Source organism: Amycolatopsis speibonae, from assembly GCF_042647925.1.
In the GTDB taxonomy this organism is placed as follows: domain Bacteria; phylum Actinomycetota; class Actinomycetes; order Mycobacteriales; family Pseudonocardiaceae; genus Amycolatopsis; species Amycolatopsis speibonae.
Genome location: NZ_JBHRWK010000038.1, coordinates 17,374 through 34,736, shown reverse-complemented (window position 1 = coordinate 34,736; position 17,363 = coordinate 17,374). Strand labels below are relative to the sequence as shown.

Below are 17,363 nucleotides of genomic sequence, written 5' to 3'. Positions count from 1 at the left end.
GCCCCGGGAGTGCCCTTTGTGTCGGAAGCGTGACCTTACTGCCGCGATCAGCGATGTAGTGTTGCTCACACTTTATCGCGGCCAGGAACGTGGCCTGTCGATAGGGGAGATGTCTGTGGCTGGTGAGCGCGGCAACCGCCAAAGGTTGTTGCGTGGCCGGTTTATTGGGCGTTTTCCGTTACGAACTCATGAGGCAGTGAACGAGGTAGCCGGACCGGACAAGCTGAAGGGTTGATCACTTTGGACAGTGCGACGATAACAACCCCGTCACCGACTCGATCGCTGTCACCTGTCCCAATCGCATCGACAGAGGGACCGGACGCAGGACAGACCACTCTCGACTGGCGACTCGGAAATGTCCCTGTCACCGGGGCGTGGATTCCCGCCGAGTCCTACCGGGACATCGTGGAATGGATGCCGCTGGTCTGTGTCGACGCGCTCGTCGTCCGGGACGGCTTCGCCCTGCTGACCCGCCGCCGCCAGGAGCCGCAGGCCGGTTCACTGTGGTTGCAGGGCGGGCGAATGCGGAAGGGCGAAACCCTGGAGAGCGCGGCGCTGCGGACCGCGGAGCAGGAATGCGGTCTGAGGTTGACGTTGTCCGTGCCGCTGGGCACCTTTTCCACCGTGTTCGACGCTTCCGCGCACGACAGCGCGACGACGCACACGGTCAACGTGACCTTTCTCGCCCGCGCACAGTCAGGCGACGAACCCAGGATCGACGCCGCACACGAGGACTTCATCTGGTGGTCTCTTCGACAAACCACTGGAAACGACTATCTCGACCAGGTTTTCAAGCTCGCCCGCACTCACCTCAAGATTGGGGAAAGCCGATGCGACAGGCCTTTTGGAACGGTAAGAGGGTACTGATCACCGGTGGTTGTTCCTTCATCGGTTCTCATCTGGCGGAGTACCTGATCGGCGCCGGCGCGGCGGTACGGGTCGTGGACGATCTGAGCTCGGGCAAACTGTCCAATCTGGACAACGCGCCCGCGGGCTGGGAGTTCGTTCACGCGGATCTCCGCGATCCCCAGGTCGCGGCCGCGGCGGTGGACGGTATCGAGATCGTCTTCCACCTCGCGGCGGTCCACGGCGGACGTGGCTTCATCGACCTGCATCAAACCGCCTGCTCCAGCAACTTCGTGCTGGACGGAGTCGTCTCGCAGGGCGCACTGGAAGCCGGTGTGGAGAACTTCGTCTACGCATCGTCCGGCTGCGTCTACCCTGTCGAGCTTCAGGGCGATGTCACCGAGGATGTGCGGCTCACCGAACCACAGGTCGGTCCGCCCTACGAGGCCGACGGAATGTACGGGTGGGCCAAGCTCATGATGGAACTGCGGCTCGCGGCGATGCACGCCGAAACAGGGTTCCCCTCCGTTTCCTGCCGATTGTTCACGGTCTACGGGGAACGCTGTCCGGAAAGCCATGCCCTGACCGCGATGGTCGGCCGCGCCTTTCTGCGACAGACGCCGTTCGAAATCTGGGGCGATGGCACTCAGGTGCGAAACTGGACCTATGTCACCGACATCGTCCGCGGACTGGTGCTGGCGGCCGAGCGCGTTCGTGACGGCAGCGCGATCAACCTCGGCACCGAAGAAGGTATCCAGGTCCGCGAGGCGGCACAGCTCATCCTCGAGATCACCGGCCTTGACGCGCGGATCAAGCCGCTTCCCGACATGCCTACCGGACCGTACAACCGGGTCGCGTCCGCCGCGATGGCGCGGGACCGGCTCGGCTGGATACCGGAGATGCCTTTCCACACCGGATTGAAGAGACTCGCGCACTGGTACTTCGAGACGCGGTCCCAGGATTCGATGTCCTCGTCGGAGTTTGCCGACAAGCTGATCACGAGGTAGGCACGAACCGGGCTGGAGGCGTATGCCATGGCTGTTCCACGTACTACCTCGGCAGGCCGGCAGCAGGCGTCATGGGAGAACTGGAGCGGGACAGTTCAAGGTGTCCCGGAACGGCTCGAGATCGTCGACGGCGAAGATGAGGTCTGCGAAATCGTGCGCGACCGCGGGAAACGAGCCCATGGGATCGGTGTCGCCGGATCCGGGCATTCCTACGCCGGTCTCGTCTCGCCTGCCGGTCGTATCCTGCTCGACCTACAACGCCACAAGGGAATCGTCTCCATCGACCGCGTACGTATGACGGTCATCGTCAAGGCTGGGACTTCGCTGCGGGCGCTGAACCGGGAGCTGGCGGCCGAAGGCCTCGCGTTGCCGAACCAGAGCGCGATCGACGAACAGACCGTCGCGGGTGCGGTGGCCACCGCAACCCACGGTAGCGGTCCCGGGATGGGGACCCTTTCCAGCCATCTCAGGTCCGTTCGTCTGGTGACGGCGAACGGCACTGTCCGCACCGTCACGGACGACGAACCGGAGTTCGACGCCGTTCGTGTGCATCTCGGCTGCCTGGGCGTGGTCACGGCCCTGACCTTCGACGTCGTCCCCGCGCATACACTGCGGAAGACAATCGTCCGGATGCCGCTGAAAATGGTCCTGGGCGGGTTAGACGAACTGCGCACGGCCCGGTACGGCGGGTTCTGGTGGTATCCGCACACTTCGCAGGCGGTGGTGTGGCGGGCCGATCCGACCGGTGAGGCAGCGACACCGGTCATTCCCACGCCCCGAGGGCTGCCCCTGGCCTTCACCAACAACCGGTTTCCTCCGGTGGCGGCTCGACTGGTTCATTCCCTTTCGGCTCTTTCCGAAGGCAGGCCGCAATCCCGCGTTCTGCCATGCGACGCAGCCTTGCTCAGTTCGCTGCCACCCCGCCTGCAAGCGCTCGAGTACGGAATTCCGGTCGCTCGAGCCGCGGAAGCCATTACCGAACTAGCCGACACCGTGACCCGGCACGGGCTGCGGATCAACGCGCCGGTGGACGTCCGGTTCACCGGCGCCGACAGTGCGTGGCTGAGCCCGAGCTACCAGCGGGACACCTGCTACCTCGGGGTGACCTGCGCCTTGCCGGCCGACCGGCCGTCCAACACCTGGTCCAGACCCTTCGCCGTCATCGACGACCTGTTGGCACGTCACGAAGGACGACCGCACTGGGCGAAGGTACATTTCCGCGAACCCGCTGACTTGGCCGCACGATACCCGCGCTGGCACGACTTCCTCGAACTCCGTCGACGCTGGGATCCGGACGGTGTGTTCCTCGGCGACCTCCTCCGGGCCACTTTCCAATGATCTCACGGGCCGAGCCCGGCCGCACGAGCGTCCGGCCGTTGGCCGTCCTCGTCGCCGGCGCGTTCTTCATGGAGATGTTCGACGGCACCGCCATCATCCCTGCGCTGCCCGCGATCGCTGAGTCGTTCGACGTCAGCGCTGTTGACGCTGGTCTCGGCGTCACGGCCTACCTCCTGACGGTCACCTCGATGATCCCGCTCAGCGGGTGGCTGGCCGATCGCTACGGAGCTCGGAAGGTCTTCTGTGTGGCGATCGCCGGATTTGTCCTCGCCTCGGTGCTCTGTGTGGCGGCGCACGCGTTTTGGCAGTTCGTCGCGGCACGGGTCGCGCAGGGCTTCGCCGGGGCGATGATGGTGCCGGTGGGCCGGACACTGGTCCTACGGATCGCGCCCAAAGCGGACCTGATGGCGGCGACCGCCATCTTCACCTGGCCGGGGCTGGTGGCGCCCATACTCGGTCCGCCGATCGGCGGTTTGGTGACCACCTACGCCTCATGGCGGTGGATCTTCCTGATCAACGCGCCGCTGGGACTGGTCGCCCTCGTGTTCGCGTTGCGCATGGTGAAGGAGTCACCGGTCGAGCGCCGGCCGTTCGACGGCACGGGTTTCGCGCTCGGCACCCTTTCGATCGCCGCACTGATGTACGGCCTCGAAATCACGGGCGGCGGGCACGACCGGTGGCCACTCGCCGGTGGCATGATCGTGGCCGGGCTGGCAGTCGCCGCGCTCGCCGTGCGACACTCCCGCCGCCACCCGACGCCGTTGATCGACCTCTCGCCGCTACGGATCGCCACCTATGCCGCGTGCACGTGGCAAGGAGGGCTGTTGCGAATGGCGATCAACATGGTGCCCTTCATGCTGCCCTTGCTGTTCCAGGTCGTGTTCGGGATGAGCGCGGCTGTGTCGGGGCTGCTCGTGCTGACCGTGTTCGCCGGCAATCTTCTGGCGAAGACGGTCACAACGCCGATCATGCGGTACTTCGGCTTCCGTCCAGTCCTCCTTGTCTCCGGCCTGCTCTCCGCTGTCTCGCTAGCCGTCTGTGCGCTGTTCGACGCGTCGACGCCGTACGCGACGATCGCGGCCACCTGTTTCCTGGGCGGTGTCTTCCGATCCCTGGCCTTCACCGCGACCAACACCCTCGCCTTCGCGGACGTGCCACCGGCGACGATGAACGCGGCAAGCACCTTGTACGCCACCACCACGCAACTCTCCATCGGTTTGGGCGTCGCGGTGGCCGCGACGACCGTACGCCTGGCCGCGGACGGCTCGTCACCGGCCGCGGCCGATTTCCGCGCCGGTTTTCTCGCTGGTGCGGTGATCGCGCTGGCCGGTGCCTCGCTCTTCCTTCTCCTCGCCCCCTCCGCCGGCGCCGAAGTCAGCGCCGGGCGGAATTCGTCTCGCCAAAGGAGAGCCGCCTCATGACCATCAAGTTCGGCTACCACACGTGGTCCTACTCCAGCTTCGGTGCTTGGGTCCCTTCTTACACTCTGGACGAGACGATCAAACGTCTCGCGAAGATCGGGTTCGACGGGATCGAAATCGGCGCGGCCTCGCCACATGCCTACCCGCCGGACCTCACCGCGGCGCGGCGCAGGGAGATCCGCCGTCTGCTCGACGACCACGGCCTGGAGCTGGCGGGAATCGGTGCGGCGCCCGGAGGCGGCCCCGGCTACAACCCTGCGTCCCCCAGCCCTGAGGAACGGCGGGCGACCGCGGAGCACTACAAGGCTCTCAGCGACCTATGCGCCGAATGGGGCGGCCGGACCGTGCTCTATGTGCCTGGTTGGACCGTCTTCGGCACCCGGCGGCGGCAAGCCAGGGCATGGTCGCTCGAGTGTCTGGCGGAGATCGCAGCCGACGCCGCGCAATACGAAGTGACGGTGGTCATCGAACCGCTCGCGCAGCACTCGAACCTGATCGACGACGGCGAGGACGCCATGGAACTCATGGAGGATGCCGGCCTGCCGAACGTCAAGGTCATGTTCGACTGCAACCACGTGTCACATCGGCAGGAGTTGTTCGGCGACTATGTCCACCTCATGGGAGAACAGCTGCATCAAGTTCACATCTCCGATTCGACGGCGACAGAGGTCCGGTTGCCGGCAGGCAAGGGCGACGGCGACTGGGAAGGACTCGTCGACGCGTTGATCGAGACGGGTTTCGACGGCTATCTCACTGCCGAGACCGGGTTTCTCCGCCGTGGGGTCAGCCCGGACCGGGATGCTCGCGACGGTCTCCGCTTCCTCAAGGCCTTGGTCGAGCGAAAGCTGGCCGAACGCAGCCCTGCGTAACACTCTGCGGACAACGGTGGTAGCCGCTCCATCGCGGCTAGTGTCGCGTGATCCTGCTTGCTTGACGTTGGGTTTCGTTCCACAGACGGTGATCTCGCGTGATCAGACGGACGACACCCGGCGGAATCCGGCTGCGGGTGTGTCCTCCGTCCAATCACGCGAGATCGCCGCCTGATCACGCGAGATCTCCGTCCAGTCACGGGTAAGACCTGCAGGATCACGCGACACTAGGGAGATCTCTTCCCTCAGCCGGTCCACCAGCGCCACCGCGTAGGAGGATTGCCGCGCCAACGGGGACTGTCCGTTTGCACGGCACACCTGGTCGACCATCTGGTAGATGTCGGCAGGGGCGCCGATGGGGCCGACGTTGACCGGGACATCCGGCGTGCGCATCCGGATAGCGGGAAGATGGCCGGAGCGGGAGGCCATCACGACCCGGCGCGCAGAGGACCATCGCCGCGTCGACCGCGGACAACCCGCTCCCCACCACCAACGCGGAGCGTCCGGCCGACCGGCGCAGCAGGTGGGAGAGGCAGGGTGCGATCCCGGAGCCCGAACGAGTTCAAAGAGACCGGACACCGGCCCCACGAGTCGCGCAAAGTGACCTGTTCGACCGGTCGGCGAGCAGGTCGGCGGCGTAGACGGCCAACTCTGTCGCCTGCTGAGCGTTGAGTCGAGGATCACAAGCTGTCAGATACCCATGGGGAAAGTCACGCTCACGGATATCCGCGAGTCCGCCGATGCACTCGGCTACGTCTTCGCCGGTCATCTCGACATGCAGCCCACCGGGATGACTCCCCTGCGCCGCGTGAACCTCGAAGAAGCCACGTACCTCGTCCAGAATATCGTCGAAGTGACGCGTTTTATATCCGTTGGTACTGACGAAGGTGTTGCCGTGCATCGGATCGCACGCCCAGACCACCTGTCGTCCTGCCGACTCCACCTCGTCGACGATGGCGGGCAGAGTACTTCGGACCATGCCCGAGCCCATTCGGCAGATGACTGTCAGCTTCCCCGGCAAGTCATACGGATTCAACCGCCTGACATAACCGAGCACATCGGCCGGTTTCGCGTTCGGACCGATCTTGAGCCCGATAGGGTTCGCGATCAATGAAGCGAACCCGATATGAGCGCCGTCCGGCTGGCGTGTCCGCTCACCGACCCAGAGCAGATGAGCCGACGTGCTGATGAGGCGAGGGCGTTGAGGATCGCTGTGGTCAAGCCGGGTCAGCGCACGCTCGTAGTCGAGCACGAGCGCTTCGTGGCTGGTGAAGATGTCGTTGTCGCTCTCTCCCTCGGAACCTTCTCCGACCGCGGCGTACTTACGAAGGCGGCCGATCGTGATCGCCGACTGCTCGTATGCGCGTCGCAAACGAGCAGGGTCGGGACGACGTAGGGCGGGGTCCGGCGTTGCGGAATTGACCATATCACCGCGATAGGCCGGAAGCCCGCTGTCGTCAACTGGTTTCGAACGTGGTTTGGCGTATTGTCCAGCCATCCGGCCTACGGTGACCACGGGTGACGCGGCGCCACGAAAGACGGCCTCTCGCATTTCTTTCAACGTGTCAGCCATGGCGAAGGCATACTGTTCGGTGTTGCTCGCGAAAGTCTCGGCACAATCCCCTCCTTGCAAGAGGAAACGGGTGCCACCGGCGACCTCGGCCAGCAGGGTGCGTAACCGGTCGGTCTCTTCGACGGCAGCGATCGGAGGTGCGCTACGCAACTGGGCTACCACTTGGTCCAGCAGGCGCCGATCCGCCCAATCCGGTTGCTGTGCGGCGGGCTGCCCGACCGCCGCGGCGAGCCGCCGGTACAAGTCGGCCATGACCCGGTCATCTGGACGATGGCCCATCGGTAACACCATGGCGTACTCCTTCGGAGCAATTTCGAGTTCTGGATCAAATCCTGACATCGCGTTTTGCGAATCACCATGATCCTCCGTCCAGAATGTCGCGCCATGTTTGTCGACTATCGACCACCTTGACCATCGATAATTCAGCAGGAAAACCACGAAATGAGGCAGAATTAAAAACGGAGCAGATGTAAAGCTCTTACCGTTGATGCCAAGAACATATCTCAGGAAATCTGAACTGTCGAGTCAGGTCGCCGCCGCGACGAGCAGATTCAGTTCTACAGGCAGCGATGCAACGCAATCGATTCGAAATCCGGCACCGTGCAAGAGCTTTTCGTACTCCGCGCGATTGCGCTCGCGTCCACCGGTGACGGTGAGCATCTGCAAGTCCCACGGCGTGGCCAAATCGTTGCCGGATCGACTCTCCGTCTGGTCAGGGAGCAAGCGTTCCAACACCAAGAGCCTGGTGCCGGTGTCGCACGCCCGCCGACAATTGCGCAGAATACGATCACACTCTTCGTCGCCCCAGTCGTGCAGCACACGTGACAGCAAATACGTCTCACCGCCTGCCGGCACTTCGTCGAAGAAGTCGCCAGCCACGAAACGCAGCCTTCCGGGGCCGCCGGTCGCAGCCGCCCCGGTGACGTGCGCACGGTCGAACACGACACCGGTGACATCAGCGTGTTCCTTCACGATCGTCCTGAGAAGCGTGCCATTACCGCCGCCGACGTCAACCACGCTCGACCCGCCCTGGAAGGGGTAGCAGCGGCTGAGTTCCTCCGCGACGAGCCTGGTGACGGCCTGCATCGCCCGGTCGAAGGTGCGGGATGAATCCGGTGCTGCCGCGAAGTAGTCGAAATGCTCGGATCCGAACCGATGGCTGAAAGCGGTACTCCCCGTCCGCACCGCGGCCGCGAGGTCGCTCCAGGCGTCGTAGAACTCGCCGCCGTAGATCCTGATCAGATCACTGAAGGGATCGTCCTCGCGGAGCAGCTTCCCCATTTCGGACAGTTCGTAGCATTCCCCCAGCTTGCGCAATGCCCCGAGTCGCGAGAGGAACCTCAGCAGACGTGCTGTGGCCGCGGTATCGCAGCCGATTCGCCTGGACACCTCAACGGGAGCGAGCGTCTCGTCGCCGAACGCGTCCGCGATTCCGAGGTCGACGGCTACGTGCAGCGCACGTGCCGACCAGTGCCCGGCCAGAATCGACAGCAGAGCAGTGTGTTCGTCGGTCACCTGGACCGGTTCGTCAAGGTGTGCGTCGAGGACGTCCGCGCAAAGCCCTTTGGCGGTCAGTTCGAATCGAGCGCCGAGCGTCTTACCCTCCGCCGGAGTCTTGAAGTACAACACGGACTTGCCGCCGGACTCGGGATCGTCATAGGGGTTGTAACCGCCGCCGTCGGGCTTCATACCGAGCAGATAACGGCAATGACGCCGAATACGCTCAAGGTCCCCGTTCGGCACGAGCCAGCCGGTGTGAGTCTCCTCCTCGTTCCTTCGTTCACGCTCGACGAGTCCCGGCGCTGCCTCATCTGCCGACTCGCGCGGCATGATGAAGACCTCGAGGCCGCCACCTGTTCCGGAGGTCGGCAATGCGTGCACGATGGTAACGTTCAGGTTCTCTTCAGAGACGCCATGCCGCTCCGCGAGCCGGGCGCGAACCACCTTGCTCGGCGCGGGCGGACCGACGTCGAACCCCGACCCGACAAGAAAGTCCCGGACTTCCTGGGCAGCCTCGGGAAACACGAGTGTAGCGGCGTGATTGAACTCGACGTGCGGAGCGATGTCCGCCGCGGCCCGGTTTCCGAAAAGGCGAGTGAAGGCACCTGGGTCCGCCAGCAGACGGGCCTGCTCGATCGCTCCGCGCAGACGACGTTCGTCTTGGCTGTTCAGCACTCTTTGTCCTCTCGAATCGGTAAACCGTCGCAGTCGTAAGTGAGATCGCGAATCACGGTCTTGCTCCGCATCAGAAACTCCGACAAGTGTCCATCGTGAGGTAGTCCCGGCCGCATCTCATGCGTCGGGTGATCACCGATGTGAAGGTTGCCTATCGTGTTATCGTCGGCCAAAGACGCCAGCAGTTCTTCGTCGCCGGTGATCGCGGTGACTGTCAGGCTTCCGCGCAAGGGCTCGAGTCCGTCGACAGGCGACCATGGAGCGACCCAGACACACGGGAAGGGAAGCTCGACGCCGAGCTGTGGAGCTCTGGCGCTGTCCAGGAGGATGACCGCCGGCCGCAGGACGGCCCCGCCGTCGGGCAACGGTGCGAGGAGGCCGGCATCGGAGATCAGTTCGGCGCCCTTCAGTTCGCTGATCAGGTGAGCTTCGAGCGCTCGACCACGTCCCAGCGGAAACGCCGGAAGAACGGCATGTTCGCTCGTCGGTGGCAGGATTGCGATTTCACCCAGCCGTCGGGCGAGTTCCTTCGCGAACGCCGCCGCGTCACCTTGGACCAGGACAGCCGAGGCGTTGACACACGCGGTACCACCGAACCCGGCGACGGAGTCGACAACAGTATCGACATGGTCCGGCCACCTGCCGTCCGCGAGCAGGACTTTGGATCTGCCAGGCCCTTGTACGAGGACATCTCCGCGATTCCGATATCTGGCCACGACATCCGCACCGCCGTAGACCAGGCCCAGATCCGCCGTGTCCACGAGTTCCCGCGCCACCATGTGGTCTGTCGGCAGGAAAGCGACCTGATCAGCTCCGAACCCGCAGTCCTGAAGAGCTCTCACCAGCCGACCTGGCGTGAACGGCTCTCGTGACGACGGACGCACGGCGACGCGGTATCCCAACGCGAGCGCCTCAATCCAGGCAGCGTGGGTCGCGGGGTGATTACCCGACGCCTGCACCGCGAGCACCTCGCCTCTGCGCGTCCACACAGAACCCGAGGAGCGCACTGCACTCCAACTCTCGCTCGTGCCGCGAGGGCGGGCGCAACCCACGGAGGCGCCCGCTTCGGCAGCACCGCGCGCAATGGCCTGTGACGCTGCCCGGACGACGGGCAAAGCGACCCCGGACGACAACGACACCCGTCGCTCGTGTTCGTCCAATGAGACGCCGTCGACCGTCCCCAAGAACTGTCGTCCGGCGGCTGCGAGAGCCGCGATCCGCTCCGGCCCGGACAGCGGATGCGCACGCCGCAACTTCGCGACACTTCTCTTCACGTAGAGCCCGGGAACCAGGCTCAACTCCGCGAGCTCTTCTCCGCCCACACTGGTCACAGGCTGGGTGCGGTGCGACCGGAAGACACCTGAAGGCCCGAGCACGTCCAGGTGCACCGTGGCGGCCATCAGTAGACGCCTTCGATGACTTCGGCGTTCTCGAACACGGGAACAGGTGCGACGTCGGCGACCGACACACCGAGGGCCCCGTCCGGCGCCGCGACACTCGTCGCGAGGTCACGTTCCAAGTTGTTCGGCAGCAGCAGTGATTTGCTGACGTGGTGCATCACCACCTGCCCCCGCTCACCCTCGGCGACGTCGGCTCGCGAGTCAGGATCGACAACCGAAAAGGTCGTGTAAGGAGAGAGTGAGTCGAACACGCATTGTCCCTGCGTTCGTGGTTCACCCGCTCGTTCCATACTGCCGCCCAGGATCATGGTGCTCCCGTACTGACCGCGCAGTGGCACTTCCGGGAACACTTCTTCCTGCAAGATTTTGCGGGTATCCGGGTCCAGATGCGCTCCGCCCCACATGATCACCGCGACCTTTTCGTTGATGAGGTCCACCAACCTGTCGCGCTCGGCGATCCTGGTGAGCAGCGGCGGCGTGGCGGCGAGTACGCCTATCTCCTGTTGTCCGAGAATGGACTCGGCTTGATCCACCACGTGCTCGGCATACCTTTGCGCCTCGTCAGCGCGTCCTTCGGCCAAGGACCTACGCACCCAGCGCGGATCGAGGTCGACTGTGAAGCAGACGCCACCTCGCATCCTGGTCAGCTCGGCCATCAACCTACCGAAGATATGCGGCCCGCTCGGCGCGATGGTCAGCCAATTGGCCCGGAGCGGGAAGCCCAGCTCATTCATCCGTGCCGACTTCCACGTCAGAGAGTGAAACATCCAGTCCGACAGGAGTGGCACGCGCTTTGGCGGCCCTGTCGTACCGCCGCTGTCGAAGGCGCCGACAACGTCGAGTTGCTCTCCATAACCACGCGGCGTCAAATCCTCTATCGGAACGTTCCTCAGTTCGTCGACCACGTTCGGAAAGAGTCTCAAGTCGGCATGACAACGCACTTCCTGCCGCGGGTCGAAGCCGAGCGATGGCGCCTTCGAAAGCCAGAATGGAGACCCTGTATCCGGACTGAAATGCCAGTTCATCGCCACTGAAAAGAATGCCTGCTCAGCGATAGGCAAGTCGTGACGCCACCCAATAAAGGACTCGATACCGGCCATCGATCCCAACCCGTCGAATAGACATTTTCGCCGCCTGTCAAGCTGGCCGATAGCGTCTCGAGCGAACCTGAAGAGCTGCCATCAAAAGGCATCCTCCGCTCGCCAACGGCACGTCTCACATCATGATCGCAGAGTTCCCGGACTGGCACTTTCCCAAGTCCTTCATATAGCGGCACTGCCCGAAGTTACTAGATTACACTTGGTAACATTAATGCTCACTTTAAGCAGTCGCACCCAGCCCGGGGAATACCGCCCGGCTCAACAGCGTGACTTACAGGTACCGACGACGCGTCGGAGCGGCAATAACCTCGACACGAAGGCAGCAGCCGATGCCAGCCGAGTGCAGCCTGATACGGCCAGATGGTCCCATGCCCCTGACGCCGCGCAGGTGAAGGTGCGCACGCTGCCGCGGGTTCGCCTGAAATGGCATACGCGCGTAGGGATACACGCTGTTGTACTCGCCGAGCGCTTCGAACACCGCGAACGGCGTGCTCATCGGTTGGTACGTCACACCCATGAACCGAGCATAGGAAGCGACGGATCCGAGACGCGGCACGCCGCCCACGATCTGCCCGAAGTGGACACCCGTCCTGAACCGGGTGCCCGGAGGTCGGATCGCGCTCAAACCATCCCTTCCTCCATTACCGCGTCGAGCGTGATCTGAGCCGAGACGGCACGTGCCACGCCCTCGACAGTCGGCGCGGCGAACAACGCGGAGAGGGTCAGAGTGACGCCGAGCCTGGTCCGTAGCTCCGTGATGAATCTGGTGGCGCGAAGGCTGTCTCCGCCGAGGGTGAAGAAGCTCTGGTCCCAGCCGACGTGGTCGAGTCCGAGCACCTCGGCCAAGATCTCCGCGACCGCGGTTTCGGCCGCGCCAGTGGGTGCCGATGAATCGTCCTGGTCCTCGAGGCGGGCGAGCGTCGCGATCGCGGCGCGGTCGACCTTGCCGTTGGCGGTGAGGGGGAGGCTCTCCACCACGGCGACCCGTTCCGGGAGCATGTGGGCGGGCAACAGCGTCGCCCCGTGAGACCGGATCACGTCACCGGGGGTGCCGGTCACCACCGCGGCGACGACCAGCCGCCGGTCTGCGGTCACGGCCCAGGTCGGCGGGCGGGCCCGTTGCGATCATGCGGTCCACAAGGTCAGTGGTGAGTGCCACCGCGTGTGGGCGCAGTGCTTCGACCCGCCGGGGCGTGAACGCTTTCGCGGCAAGCCGACGCACCCGGGTGAGGTCTGGTGGATCCATCGAGACGATCCCGACCGGGAAACCCGGCAGCACGCGGAGGGGCATCCCGCTCGGCGCCCACCGCCCGGCTGAACCGCCGGTCCGCTAGAACGAGCCGGGGCTTCTTCATACCGGGTCACGAGCCACGCAGCCTCCCCGTAGGGCATCTGCACCGAAGTGAGTCCAGGTTCGGCCCGGGCGTCGGCGTAGGCAGCGGCGAGATCAATGCCTTGGAAGTCGTTGAAAGGTTAGAAAAGAACCATTACTGACCCGCCACGGTGGCTGAAAGACCGGCTCGGTCGACTTTGCCGAGTGCGGTACGGGGGAACGAAGTCACGAAGCGGACCCGGTCCGGCAGTTTGAAGGCCGACTCGGCGCGCGGCTTCGGCCTTGAGCCGGGAACCGCCCGCCTGGAGGAGTGCCAGACTCGAAATGTCCGCTGTCCCTTCTTCCGGCTCCTCGGCCGCGTCCAGCCACACCAGCACCAGCGGTGGCACGAGCGCCGTCGCGGTGACGTGCTCGGCCTCGATCAACGGGAACGTCGTCCGGGGGTCCGCGTCCGCGCCCGCAACGTCACCCTCGCCTCGGTGAGCTCGGCGACGAGGGCCGCCGGATCCGGTCCGATCGCCGTTTTCGGGTTGGTCACAACGGAGGCTCCTGCTTCTGTGTCGGCCAGGCGGGAACGAAGGCGGCACCGCCGGCGCGCGAGGGGTCGAGCGGGGTGGTTAGTCCGGCGAGTTCCACCAGCAGGACGCCGGGCACGGCGGAGGCATATGGACGCAGCCACGGGTCAGGTCCGACGAGGCGGCCGTAGTCGGCGCGGTGCTCCGGTCGCAGGCCGAAATACACGGCGTTGACACCGGTGGCCCCGTTGGGGTGCGTGATGGCGTCCGGCCGCTGCGGCGGATCATAGGCGGACACGACGAACGGCAGCGCGGCGGAACGGGGCGCGATGACCTGATAGCGGACTTGCCGCCCGTCGGGACCAGTACGGCTGTTGCGGAATCTCCGCGAAACGCTCAGCCCTCTGGCCTTCAGCTGAGTGCGGGTGCCTTTCAGATCGATATCGTCGGTCTCCAGCGCGACATCGCGCCAGCCATGGCCGTCGGCGGCCCATTTCGCAATCCTGTTGCCCATCCCCCGGCCGAAAACCGCAGAGACCGGCCAGCGCAACCTGCCCAGCAAGGAAGGGAATTCGAAGAACTCGATGAATGGCCCCTCCGAAAACCAGATAAATGCATTGCACGCCTTCTCCTGAACACTCCCCCACTCCACCGAGAATCCAAGATCAATGAGATCACTCACGGCCGAATCGACGTCATCGACACGACACAAGACGTGACTGCACCTCAACATCAGCGCTCAACTCCCAGGCCAGATTCATGGCTTCGAGTATTCACAAATGATGGCGTCATACTTACTTCGATAGGACACACTTCACCTGAATAAGGATTCTCCACGTGACCGACAAAGCAGCTGCTCCCGCCACTCTCGACGTATTGTGCTTGAGTGCTGAAATGCGCGACCTGGCCGCGAGCCTGAATTCCGGTGATCAGGTAACGGCCCGCAGGATCGCGGCGTGGCGCGTTGCTCGGCTGAGCGGGAGACGCGACCGTCAGCGACTACTTCCGGCTCAACGCCGACCGACTGCCGGAACTGATTTCCGGATCGGAGCAGGCTACACCGCCGCTGTTCCCGGAGGGCCGTACGGACGTCGCGGACGCCCTGCACCAGCGCACCGCCCTCGCGCGCCACCTCGACGCGACGGTCGCCGGTGACGGCAAACGGCTGCGAGTGCTGGAGATCGGAGCGACCAGCGACATGGTGTTCGGCAAACTCGCGGACTCCGGCACTCACAACCGCGATCAAGGCTTCACACCTTGCGACGCCGACACGGTCATCGCCGCGGGAGCGCTCGACAACGCCCGCGACTCCGACGCGACGCTGATGACAGCGGCAGAGGACGTCCGGTTGCGGTCGAGCACTACCTTCCTGTCCCGCGCACACTGACTGGAAGCGTTGCAACGGGCTGGATTCGCCCAGATACACGTCATGCCTGGCGACGACCACCCGCCGGCCCCGATGTCGCAATACCTGTTCGCCGCACCGCGGTGAGGTCTCACGCATCGCCCGGTCCTGGGACAGGCACCGGGCGATGCGCCGAGGCGTCGAGCAGCGTGGCGTAGTCCAGCGCGGCCGTGAAGTCCTGCCACATCCGGCACAGCGCGAGGTGGTACCGCTCCGGCCGGGACGCGCTCGCCGGGTCGAGCACTGCTTCACGCAATGCCAGCAGGTTCCGGCCGATCGCCGAGGGCAGCACCTCGGCGAGAAAGTCCCGGTAGGAGGGCGGTGTCTCATCGAGGAACGCCGTGCAGGGTCCGCTCAGGTGAACGGCGTCGGGCGCGCTGAAGTCGAATGACCCGCGCACGGAGTGCGGGATGTGCAGCCGCGGTGTCCATGAGACCGGACCGTGCGCATCGTGCAGCGCGAGCCCACCGCCCTCAAAGCCCAGGGTGGCCCGGGTCAGCAGGTGCATATGGTTGTCCGAGTCCTCCGTGGCGATCTCGTTCTGGACGCGCAGCGTCACCGGAACACCGCCGACCTCGCCGGTGACGAGGCTGAACGGCCCGCTCTTTCCCGCCGCCGCGAACCGCCACGGCCGCACCGAACCGAGCGCCTGACCGAGTATGTGCACCAGCGGGAACGACACCTGTACCGCGCAGGCCGCGTCGAGGTATACCGGACGCTGCTGTGCGATCAGCTCCCGCGCGGCCGCCGCCCAGGTGCGTACGGCGGGCAGCTGGGTGTACTGATTGCCCATGCGGTAGCAGACGCCGTGTTCCCGCGCGGTCTTGAAGCTCTCCATGAGGTCGTCGTGGTGGATCGGCTGCTCCTGCAGCACGTGGACGCCACGGGAGAGCAGGGTTCGCGCCAGTTCGCTGCCGGGGCCGCCCATAAAGGAGGAACGAGTCACGACGCAGGCGACGTCCACATCGTCCGGCACCTCTTCGACGTCCGTCCACAGTGGAACCCCGGCCTGGCGGGCCGTCGACACGGACCGCACACCTCCGTTGCCGAGCACACCCACGAGGTCGAATTCGGCAGACAGTCCGGCCAGCGCGGCCAGGTAAGTCTGGCCGGACCTGGTACCACAGACGACGGTCCGCAAGCGGCTCACAGCATGCCCTCCTCGACGAGCGAGAGGTCGGCGATCAGCCGGTCTTCGATCACGATGTCCACTCCATCCGATTCGTGAAGTACTGCCGGGTCGAGCACGTCTGCGCTCCGTCCACAAGGGACAGAGCGCGGGACGCAGAGACGTTCTCCTCGTCCAGGAACGGCAACGCGACGACCGGGTGAGACAGCCGCCGCAACGTCAGGCGGGGCACCCCGGTTCACCGCTCGCGAGGTCCGCCCACCGCCCCGCCACGCGGCGCCCGCTTCCGTGACACCACGAAGGTAGTCCTCCCTGCCCGCCGGGGTGAACCGCACGGACGTGCACTCGGACCAGTGATCGATCTGCTCTAAAGTGACCTCGCCGTCGGCCGCTCCGGCGATCGCCGTCACTTCGATGCCGAGCGGCGGCCCCGGACGATGCCGATGGGTCTCCTCGATGCGATAGTCGCCGCGGATCGAGGGAAGGAGACCGGCGTCATCGCGCGGATGCACGCCTCCACCCACCAGCTCATCCGGAGCGGGCCTGCCGGACACGGCCAGACATCGAGGAGGAGCGTCGAATACGGTACTCAACCGTGGTGCCACCTCATATGCCACGACAGTGCCCATGCTGTACCCGAACACGACGGATCGGCCCAGCAACGGGCAGGCTCCCCGGTCACCTCGCGCACGAGGTCGTCCACGCCGCCGGGCACGGCCTCGACCATGCGTTCCTCGCGGCCGGGTGCACCGCACAGCGTGCACCTCGACGTCGGCGGGCGAGTGAGCGGACCTGCCACCGAAAAAGCTCGCCGCCTCACCTGCATGCGGGAAACACACCAGCCGTCGCCGGGGCGCGGAGAGCGGAGCCCTGCAGCGCAACCAGCGCGCGGCGGTCCGTGGCGACACGAACGATCACGTCCCTTCGAGGAAGACTCGGTAGAGCAACGTTCGAGGAGGTGGACACACCTGCGTCGCGCAACGCAAATTTCCCGACAAAGACAAACCAGCCCAATATGACGCCGCAGACTATAGCGACCGAGGCGCGGAGAGAAAATGTACTGTCGGCAATATCATCAGGTCAGCAGCGACTTTTGAGCCAACTCTGCCCTTTTTGCCGAAGAATTTATACAAACAGACAAAGGGCCTTTCATGGGGTCTTTTGCCAACTTCAAGTGACCTCTGTCGCATCTTATTGCCCGCCCCGGAAAAGCCTTGTCAGGTTCGCCCATACTCAGGAATTCCTAGAGTTC

15 protein-coding genes are annotated in these 17,363 nt (G+C 64.8%); 6 read left to right on the top strand and 9 right to left on the bottom strand.

Annotated elements, in window-relative coordinates:
• The first annotated feature begins 414 nt into the window (after positions 1 to 414).
• From ACFOSH_RS24390 to ACFOSH_RS24370, 5 genes are read left to right on the top strand one after another with little or no spacing between them, the layout of a single operon-like run.
• Entirely contained in the window at positions 415 to 867 is a 453-nt protein-coding gene (locus ACFOSH_RS24390) for an NUDIX domain-containing protein (protein ID WP_378241497.1), read from the top strand.
• Positions 831 to 1,853, top strand: a complete 1,023-nt coding sequence (locus tag ACFOSH_RS24385; protein ID WP_378241365.1) for an NAD-dependent epimerase/dehydratase family protein — start codon at positions 831 to 833, stop codon at positions 1,851 to 1,853. The genes ACFOSH_RS24390 and ACFOSH_RS24385 overlap by 37 nt, the downstream gene beginning before the upstream one ends.
• Before the next feature lie 27 nt (positions 1,854 to 1,880).
• Positions 1,881 to 3,191 carry a D-arabinono-1,4-lactone oxidase gene (locus ACFOSH_RS24380; RefSeq protein WP_378241364.1) on the top strand — a complete coding sequence of 437 codons (1,311 nt, stop codon included), beginning with the start codon at positions 1,881 to 1,883 and terminating at the stop codon, positions 3,189 to 3,191.
• The gene (locus ACFOSH_RS24375) at positions 3,188 to 4,612 is read left to right on the top strand and encodes an MFS transporter (protein ID WP_378241363.1); all 1,425 of its coding nucleotides are present in this window, start codon (positions 3,188 to 3,190) and stop codon (positions 4,610 to 4,612) included. Before ACFOSH_RS24380 ends, ACFOSH_RS24375 begins: the two co-directional genes overlap by 4 nt.
• Positions 4,609 to 5,481 carry a sugar phosphate isomerase/epimerase family protein gene (locus tag ACFOSH_RS24370; RefSeq protein ID WP_378241362.1) on the top strand — a complete coding sequence of 291 codons (873 nt, stop codon included), beginning with the start codon at positions 4,609 to 4,611 and terminating at the stop codon, positions 5,479 to 5,481. The genes ACFOSH_RS24375 and ACFOSH_RS24370 overlap by 4 nt, the downstream gene beginning before the upstream one ends.
• 102 nt (positions 5,482 to 5,583) lie before the next feature.
• Here ACFOSH_RS24370 and ACFOSH_RS24365 read toward each other — a convergent pair whose 3' ends face one another.
• From ACFOSH_RS24365 to ACFOSH_RS24330, 8 genes are all read right to left on the bottom strand, one after another.
• The gene (locus tag ACFOSH_RS24365) at positions 5,584 to 5,874 is read right to left on the bottom strand and encodes a hypothetical protein (RefSeq protein WP_378241361.1); all 291 of its coding nucleotides are present in this window, start codon (positions 5,872 to 5,874) and stop codon (positions 5,584 to 5,586) included.
• Between the two features lie 169 nt (positions 5,875 to 6,043).
• Positions 6,044 to 7,492 carry a 3-deoxy-7-phosphoheptulonate synthase gene (locus ACFOSH_RS24360; protein ID WP_378241360.1) on the bottom strand — a complete coding sequence of 483 codons (1,449 nt, stop codon included), beginning with the start codon at positions 7,490 to 7,492 and terminating at the stop codon, positions 6,044 to 6,046.
• Between the two features lie 87 nt (positions 7,493 to 7,579).
• Complete coding sequence (locus ACFOSH_RS24355; RefSeq protein WP_378241359.1) at positions 7,580 to 9,229, bottom strand: methyltransferase; 1,650 nt, start codon at positions 9,227 to 9,229, stop codon at positions 7,580 to 7,582.
• Positions 9,223 to 10,629: an aldehyde dehydrogenase family protein gene (locus ACFOSH_RS24350; protein WP_378241358.1), complete on the bottom strand. Its 1,407-nt coding sequence runs from the start codon at positions 10,627 to 10,629 to the stop codon at positions 9,223 to 9,225. Before ACFOSH_RS24350 ends, ACFOSH_RS24355 begins: the two co-directional genes overlap by 7 nt.
• Positions 10,629 to 11,729, bottom strand: a complete 1,101-nt coding sequence (locus ACFOSH_RS24345) for an AMP-binding protein (protein ID WP_378241357.1) — start codon at positions 11,727 to 11,729, stop codon at positions 10,629 to 10,631. The genes ACFOSH_RS24350 and ACFOSH_RS24345 overlap by 1 nt, the downstream gene beginning before the upstream one ends.
• Positions 11,730 to 12,000: 271 nt before the next feature.
• Positions 12,001 to 12,246, bottom strand: coding sequence for a hypothetical protein (locus ACFOSH_RS24340; protein ID WP_378241356.1), 246 nt, complete (start codon positions 12,244 to 12,246; stop codon positions 12,001 to 12,003).
• A 104-nt stretch (positions 12,247 to 12,350) separates the two neighbouring features.
• On the bottom strand, positions 12,351 to 12,824 hold the full coding sequence (locus ACFOSH_RS24335; RefSeq protein WP_378241355.1) for a phosphopantetheine-binding protein: 474 nt from the start codon (positions 12,822 to 12,824) through the stop codon (positions 12,351 to 12,353).
• A gap of 772 nt (positions 12,825 to 13,596) precedes the next feature.
• Entirely contained in the window at positions 13,597 to 14,310 is a 714-nt protein-coding gene (locus tag ACFOSH_RS24330) for a VOC family protein (RefSeq protein WP_378241354.1), read from the bottom strand.
• A 438-nt stretch (positions 14,311 to 14,748) separates the two neighbouring features.
• On the opposite strand from ACFOSH_RS24330, the gene ACFOSH_RS24325 reads away from it, so the two are divergent.
• On the top strand, positions 14,749 to 14,964 hold the full coding sequence (locus ACFOSH_RS24325) for a hypothetical protein (RefSeq protein ID WP_378241353.1): 216 nt from the start codon (positions 14,749 to 14,751) through the stop codon (positions 14,962 to 14,964).
• A 109-nt stretch (positions 14,965 to 15,073) separates the two neighbouring features.
• Here the strand turns inward: ACFOSH_RS24325 and ACFOSH_RS24320 are convergent, their stop codons facing one another.
• A complete protein-coding gene (locus ACFOSH_RS24320; protein ID WP_378241352.1) occupies positions 15,074 to 16,132 on the bottom strand; it encodes a Gfo/Idh/MocA family oxidoreductase in 1,059 nt (352 codons plus the stop codon).
• Positions 16,133 to 17,363 lie beyond the last annotated feature (1,231 nt).